6 protein-coding genes and 1 pseudogene are annotated in these 6,693 nt (G+C 69.0%); all 7 read right to left on the bottom strand.

Translation table 11 applies throughout. The annotated features are described in order from the left end of the window. Positions 1 to 715 (bottom strand): annotated as a pseudogene (locus tag JWP65_RS12750) (hypothetical protein); the annotation flags it as partial. Then, positions 712 to 1,494, bottom strand: a complete 783-nt coding sequence (flgG, locus tag JWP65_RS12745) for a flagellar basal-body rod protein FlgG (protein WP_299764260.1) — start codon at positions 1,492 to 1,494, stop codon at positions 712 to 714. The gene flgG and the pseudogene JWP65_RS12750, both read right to left, overlap by 4 nt. 30 nt (positions 1,495 to 1,524) lie before the next feature. Further along, a complete protein-coding gene (locus JWP65_RS12740) occupies positions 1,525 to 2,256 on the bottom strand; it encodes a flagellar hook-basal body protein (protein WP_299764258.1) in 732 nt (243 codons plus the stop codon). A 7-nt stretch (positions 2,257 to 2,263) separates the two neighbouring features. Next, positions 2,264 to 4,315: a flagellar biosynthesis protein FlhA gene (locus JWP65_RS12735; RefSeq protein WP_299764256.1), complete on the bottom strand. Its 2,052-nt coding sequence runs from the start codon at positions 4,313 to 4,315 to the stop codon at positions 2,264 to 2,266. Then, the gene (locus tag JWP65_RS12730) at positions 4,312 to 5,403 is read right to left on the bottom strand and encodes an EscU/YscU/HrcU family type III secretion system export apparatus switch protein (RefSeq protein ID WP_299764254.1); all 1,092 of its coding nucleotides are present in this window, start codon (positions 5,401 to 5,403) and stop codon (positions 4,312 to 4,314) included. The genes JWP65_RS12735 and JWP65_RS12730 overlap by 4 nt, the downstream gene beginning before the upstream one ends. Next, on the bottom strand, positions 5,403 to 6,206 hold the full coding sequence (locus JWP65_RS12725; protein WP_299764252.1) for a flagellar biosynthetic protein FliR: 804 nt from the start codon (positions 6,204 to 6,206) through the stop codon (positions 5,403 to 5,405). Before JWP65_RS12725 ends, JWP65_RS12730 begins: the two co-directional genes overlap by 1 nt. An 11-nt stretch (positions 6,207 to 6,217) precedes the next feature. Beyond that, positions 6,218 to 6,484 (bottom strand): flagellar biosynthetic protein FliQ, encoded by a 267-nt coding sequence (locus tag JWP65_RS12720; RefSeq protein WP_299764250.1) that lies wholly within the window; start codon positions 6,482 to 6,484, stop codon positions 6,218 to 6,220. Between the last annotated feature and the right edge of the window lie 209 nt (positions 6,485 to 6,693).

Genomic DNA, 6,693 nt, shown 5'->3' with positions numbered 1-6,693 from the left:
GTGCGTGGGCGCCGGCGAGCGGGGCGCCGGCGCCGGCGCCGGCCAGCAGATCGACCTGGCCCGGCAGCGATGCCCCTTGCACGAGGGCGCCGGTGGCCAAGGACTGCGCCGCCGACAAGCCCTCGCCCCAGGCCGCCACGGCGAAGGTCACGGGCACCACCCGCACGAACCTTTCGCCGGCCCAGACCTCGACCCATACGGTCAGGCGGCGGCGCAGTGCGGCCTGTCCCAAGGCCCGCGGCTGCAACCGCAACTCGCCCTGCACCGCTTCCACGTCGCGGGGCGTGCCGGCCAGCGACGCTTCGCTGCGCGGGCTGCGGCTGCCCAGCCACTGGTGCACCGCGGCGGCCGCCGCTGCGGCGATGTCCTCGCCCGCAACCAGCCGGGTGAACGACGACACGCGGCTGGCAACCGGGCCTCTCCATTCCACCTGCTGCTGCTCCAGCCCGAGCCGGCGCCGTAGCCAACCGAGCAGCGCCTCGCGCTCGACCAGCGCGCTGCGACCGGCAGCCGGCGCTCGGCCCACTGGCAGGTCGACCAGCCGGCGCAGCAGCGGCAGGTCGACTGATTCCAGCCGCGCCAGCTGGCCGAGCGTCACCACCGGGCCGGCGGCGCGCACTTCAGGACGCAGTTCGATGCTCACCGCCGGCGTGGCCGCGGCACCAACGGCTGCAGTCGCCAGCAAGGCCGACAGAAAGACGAGGAGCGGTTTCACCGGCGCAGCCCGTTGACCATGCCCAGCATCTCGTCGGCCGCCTGGACCACTTTGGCGCTGGCTTCGTAGGCGCGCTGCGCCACCATCAGACCGACCATCTCCTCGACCAGCTTGACGTTCGAGCCTTCCAGGAAGCCTTGCGCCAGTGCACCCATCCCGTCCTCGCCAGGGCGGCCACCGATGGCTTCACCGGAGGCGTCGGTGGCGCGGTAGATACCGCCTCCCTGGGCGAGCAGGCCCGACGGGTTGGTGAAGCGGGCCAGCTCCAGCTGGCCCGCTTCGAGCAAGTTGGCCTGGCCGGGGACGGCCACCTGCACGCGCCCCGATGCCGACACCACCAGCCGCTGCGCATTGTCGGGAATCTGGATGCCGGGCCTGAACGGGGTTCCGTCCAGCAGCGCGAGCTGGCCATCGGCGTTCACCTTGAGCGTGCCGCCGCGGGTGTAGGCACGGGTGCCGTCGGGCATCGCGAGCTCGAGGAAGCCTTCGCCCTGAATCGCCAGGTCCAGTGGCGACTCGGTGCGCTTCATCTCGCCGCCGTCGAAGACCTTGGTGGCCGCAGCCAGCGCCACGCCGGCAGCGGACGCCTGGCGCGGGGCCAGCAGGTCGCGCGTGCCCTGCAGGTCTGGCAAGGGCGCGCGCGCCACCAGCTCGGCGAAATTCACACGGCCTTTCTTGAAGCCGGCTGTGTTCACGTTGGCCAGGTTGTTGGCGATGGTCTCCACCTGGAGCTGCTGCGCATGCATGCCGGTGGCGCCAATGGAAAGGGATTCAAACATTGCGGCGTGCTCCTGGTGCGCGGGTCGTGGTCATGAGTTGTCGCCGAGCCGGCGGATGGCGCTGCCCACCATCTCGTCGTAGCCCAGGGCCACCTTCTGCATGGATTCGAAGTGCCGCATGGTCTGGATCAGCTGCACCATCTCCTGCATGGAGTTGACGTTGGCGTTCTCCAGAAAGCCTTGCCGCAGCTGCAGATCGCTGGCCGGCACGGGCAGCGGCTCGCCTTCGAGCAGCACGAGCCCCCCGCCCAACCTTTGGACGGCCGCACCGGGCCGGGTAGCGACCACCTTCAATTGGCCCAGCGGGGTGGTGTCAGTCCGGCCTGGCGTGGCCCCCGGCAAGGCACCTTCGAAGATGCGCCCCAACACGTCGATGAGCGGCATGCCGTGCGACAGCTCGATCTCGCCGCCCACCCCCATCACTGCGTGCCCCTGCGCCGTCACCAGCCGCCCTTGTGTATCGAGCTGGAAGTTGCCTTGGCGCGTATAGGCCAGCCCGTGCTCCGTCCGCACCTCGAACCAGCCCGGGCCGCCAAGGGCCACGTCCAGCTTCTGCCCGGTGTTGCGCAGCGTGCCGGCGCGCGGATCGATGGCCGTGCCCACGGCCGCCGCAGCCTCGCCGGCCAGCCGCGCAAACGGGACCGTCGCCACATCGCGCCGGTAGCCGACGGTCTGCGCATTGGCCAGGTTCATTCCCACGCGGTCCAGCCGGCCCATGTCGTGCTGCATGCTGCGCAGGGTGATGGCGAGAATCTGGTCCATACTTGCTTCAGGCAGTAACCGATCCGTACGCCTTGAGCTCTATCGTCTGCGGGATCTCGGCCATCGACAGCACCCGCAGGTGCGGCAAGGCCCGCTCGGACATGGACCGGACATGGCGCCGCAGTTCCGGCGCGCACAACAGCACCGGCAGCAGGTTGGCCTTCATCATCTTCTCGGCCTGCTGCATCAGCTGCAGCAGGAATTTCTCCAGCACCTTCGGCTCGATGACGAAGCTGCCGCCGCCGGCAGCGGCTTGCGCGCCTTGCAAGTCGTGGAGCAGGCGGCTTTCGATGGCGGGGTCTAGCGTCAGCACATGCAACGCCCCGGCCTGCCCCGCCAGCCCCTGGCAGATGGCGTGCCCCAGCCGCTGCCGCACCGCCTCGGTCAGCTGGCCGGCGTCCTTGCTGCCGCGCCCCGCATCGGCCAGCGTCTCGAGGATCGCCTCGACGTGGCGGATCGACACCTTCTCGCGCAGCAGGTTTTGCAGCACCTTCTGCACGTCTGCCACGGCCAGCACCACCGGCACCAGCTCCTCGACCAGACCGGGCTGGGCCTTGCGCGCCCTGGCCAGGATGCGCTCGGTCTCGCCGCGGGTGAGCAGGTTGGGCGATTCGCGCCGCAGCACTTCGGTCAGGTGGGTCAGGAACACGGTGACGGCATCGACGATGGTGAAGTGCGCGGCGGCGGCGAGCTCGCGGTGCGCGGGCGCTATCCACAGGGCCGGCAGGCCATAGGTTGGATCGCGGGTGGGCTCGCCGGGGACGGACCGCATGTCACCGTCGGCGTGGATCGCGAGCAGCTTGTCCTGACGGGCCTCGCCGCGCGCCACCAGCGCGCCGTCGACGTGGATCTCGTAGCCGTGCGGCGCCAGCGCGGCCACGCTGCGAAAGCGGATGCGCGGCAGCACCAGGCCGTAGTCCTGCGCATGCTGCCTGCGGAAAGCGGCGATGCGCTCCATGAACAGGCTCGCTGCATCGTTGACTTTGGGCGCCCACTGCGCGCCCACCAGCACTTCGATCGGTTCGACCAAAAGGATGGCGTCGGGATCCTGGGCCGTGACCGCGTCGGCATCGGCCGCCGCCTTGGTTTCGCCCGCACTGCGTGCCCGCATGCGGTAGACGGTGTAGGCCACGGCCAGCGTCAGCGCCATCAGGGCGGCGGTCGGCAAGGCCGGGATCCCGGGCAACAACAACAGCCCGCCGAGGGCACCCGCCACCAGCAGCAGCGTCTTGGGAAAGGAGGTGACCTGGCGCAGCGCCTCCTGGCTTAGGTTGCCGTCCGAGGCCGAGCGCGTGACGATGATGCCGGTGCCGACCGCGATCACCAGCGCCGGCACCTGCGTGACGATGCCGTCGCCAATGGTGAGCAGCGTGTACGTCTGCAGCGCCTGCGCCCATGGCATCTTGTGCTGCATGATCCCGATGACCAGGCCGCCCACGATGTTGATCAGCAGGATGATGATGCCGGCGATGGCATCGCCCTTGACGAACTTGCTGGCGCCGTCCATGGCGCCGTAGAAGCCGGCTTCCTTTTCCAGGCTCTTGCGGCGGCGCTGCGCCTCGGCCTGGTCGATGAAACCCATGTTCAGGTCGGCATCGATGCTCATCTGCTGGCCGGGCATGCTGTCCAGCGTGAAACGCGCCGCCACCTCCGAAACCCGCTGGGCGCCGTTGGTCACCACCACGTACTGCACCACGATGAGGATCAGGAACACGATCAGCCCCACCACGTAATTTCCGGCGACCACGTAGGAGCCGATGGCGTCGATGACCTTGCCGGCGTCGCCTTCGGCCAGGATCAGCCGGGTGGCGGCCACGTTCAGCGACAGCCGGAACAGCGTGGCGATCAGCAGCAGCGAGGGGAAGGTGGAGAATTCCACCGGCCTGGCCATGTAGAACGTCAGCAGCAGGATCAGGAAGGCAAAGCTGAAGTTGGCCAGGAGCAGGAAGTCGAGCAGCGGCTTGGGGATGGGCACGAACAGCACCATCAGCACGCCCAGCACCGCCAGCACCATCGCCACGTCGGCGTTGCGCCGCAGGAAGTCTTGCACTGCCCTCATGCCGCCGCCCAGCTCGTCGCAGCGCGACGCTGCTCACGCAGCGCAAACACCCAGACGATGATCTTCGCCACCTGCGGGTAGAGGGCCGCCGGGATGGCCTGGTCGATGTCCACCTCGCGGAACAGGCGGCGGGCCAGCGGCGCGTTCTGCACCACCGCTACGCGGTGCCGGGAAGCGATCTCGCGCATCGCCCCGGCCAGCTGGCCGGCGCCTTTGGCCACCACCTCGGGCGCATTCATTTCGCCGTGCACGTAGCGCAGCGCCACCGCATAGTGAGTGGGGTTGATCAGGACGACGTCGGCGGTGCGCGTGTTGCGCAGCGCCAGGCCGCGCTTGAGCATCGCTCGCCGCAGCTCGCGCAGTCGCGCCCGGATGCGGGGGTCGCCCTCGCGGTTCTTGAATTCGTCCTTCAGCTCGCGCCGGCTCATGCGCATCCTGCTGCCGAATTCATGGCGCGTGAACAGCACGTCGACACAGGCCACCAGCCAGAGCGCCAGCGCCATTTTCAAGCCCAGCTCCGCGGTGTCGCCGACCAGCAGCTGCAGGAAGTTCAGGGGCGACTGGCTGGCCACCGCGTGGAACTGCGGCTGCAGGCTGCGCAGCGCCAGCCACGCCGCCAGGCCCAGCACCAGGAGCTTGATGCAGGCCCGGGCGCCATCGAACAGCGTGCGCGCCGAGAACACGCGCTTGAGGCCGGTGGCAGGATTGATGCGGTTGAAGTCGGCCTTCAGCGGTTCCAATGCCAGCACCGGACCGGTCTGCGCGAGGCTGGCGATCGCTGCCGCCAACGGCAGCAGCAACAGCAGGGGCAGCAGGACACCGCCGGCCTGCACGACCACGATAGCGATCAGCGGCCACAAGGCTGCCGTCTCCCCGGTGGCCGCCCCGGCGTGGTCCAGCGCGAAGCGGCACAGGCGCAACAAGGCCACCGTGGCCTCCCAACCCTGCCAGGCCAGGAACACCATGCCGGCTGCGAAGACGACCGCCGCCACCATGTCGGCGCTGCGCATGGTCTGGCCCCGCTCCTGCGCCTGCTTCAACTTGAAGGGTGTCGCGGCTTCGCTGCGATCGACGTCCTGGTCGGCCATCAGCGCCTCCCGCCCGCCGGAGCCGCCTGCTCGAACATGGCTGTCCAGGTGCGGTAGATTTCGCCGTACATGCGCCCGGCGACGCCGCCCAGGCCGGTTGCCCAGACCGACAACGCGAGTAGACCGGCGATGATCTTCACCGGGATGCCCAGCACGAACATGTTCATCTGCGGCAGGTTGCGGGAGATGACACCCAGGGCGAACTCCACCAGCAGCAGCGACAGCACGATCGGCGCGGCCAGTGCGAACCCGAGCGTGAACAGTGCCGCGGCCTGCTTGAGCACCGGCCCCGAGGCGGCCTGCACCGACCAGGGTTGCCCGAGGGGAAAGCGCTCCAGGCTGTAGCCGATGCCGCGCAGCAGCGCGTGATGTCCGTCGGCCAGGAGGAACAGCAGCACGCCGAACAGCGTGAACACGGACGTCAGCACCGGCACCTGCGTGCGCGTGACGGGGTCGAACACCTGGCCGATGCCGAAGCCCACCTGCACGTCGATCAGGCGGCCCGCAATGGCGAAACCGGCGAAGGGCATCAGGATGCCCAGGCCCAGGGTGGCGCCGATGGCGACCTCCTGCATGAAAGCCTGCAACAGCGCTCCCGCAGGCAGGAAACCAGTCGCCGGCGTTGCGGTGAACGGCAAGGCCAGAGCTGCTGCCAGGCCGATCGCCAGCAGCGCGCGCACCAGCGCCGGCAGCGGGATGGCGTACAGCACGGGTGTCATCAGGAACAGGGCCGAGATGCGGGCGGACAACAGCAGCACCTGGTGCACCCAGGCGTTGTCGAAGAGGGACACGAGCTCGGACATGGCGTCGGCCGCTAGAACATGCCCGGGATGCCGGACCACAGCTGCACGGTGAACTGGCACAAGGTGCGCAGCATCCACGGACCGAAAACGATGATGGCGATGCCGGCGCTGAGCAACTTGGGCACGAAGGTCAGGGACATCTCCTGCACCTGCGTGACCACCTGCACGACGCTGATGACGAGGCCCACCAGCATGGTGAGCCCCAGCACCGGCAGGGACACGAGCAAGCCTGTCCAAAACAGGTCGGCCGTCAGCTTGAGCGCGAGATCGCTATGCACTTGCCCTCCCCTCCTGACCGCCTTGCGCTGCTGGTTGTCGTCAGCGCAGTCGCCAGCGGTGGAGGGGAAGTCTGCATGGGCAGGCGGGGTGTCGCCTCCCAATTCTTGGCGCGGCGCGCGCGAAGAATCTCACAAGACGCGGATGCGCCTCTCGCTCAGGAATCCGTCGCGCCCGCCAGCAAGGAGGCGGGCGCATCCACCGCACCGAT

The organism is Ramlibacter sp. (assembly GCF_028292805.1).
Taxonomy (GTDB): Bacteria; Pseudomonadota; Gammaproteobacteria; order Burkholderiales; family Burkholderiaceae_C; genus Ramlibacter.
This window is presented reverse-complemented; position numbering and strand designations above follow the sequence as displayed.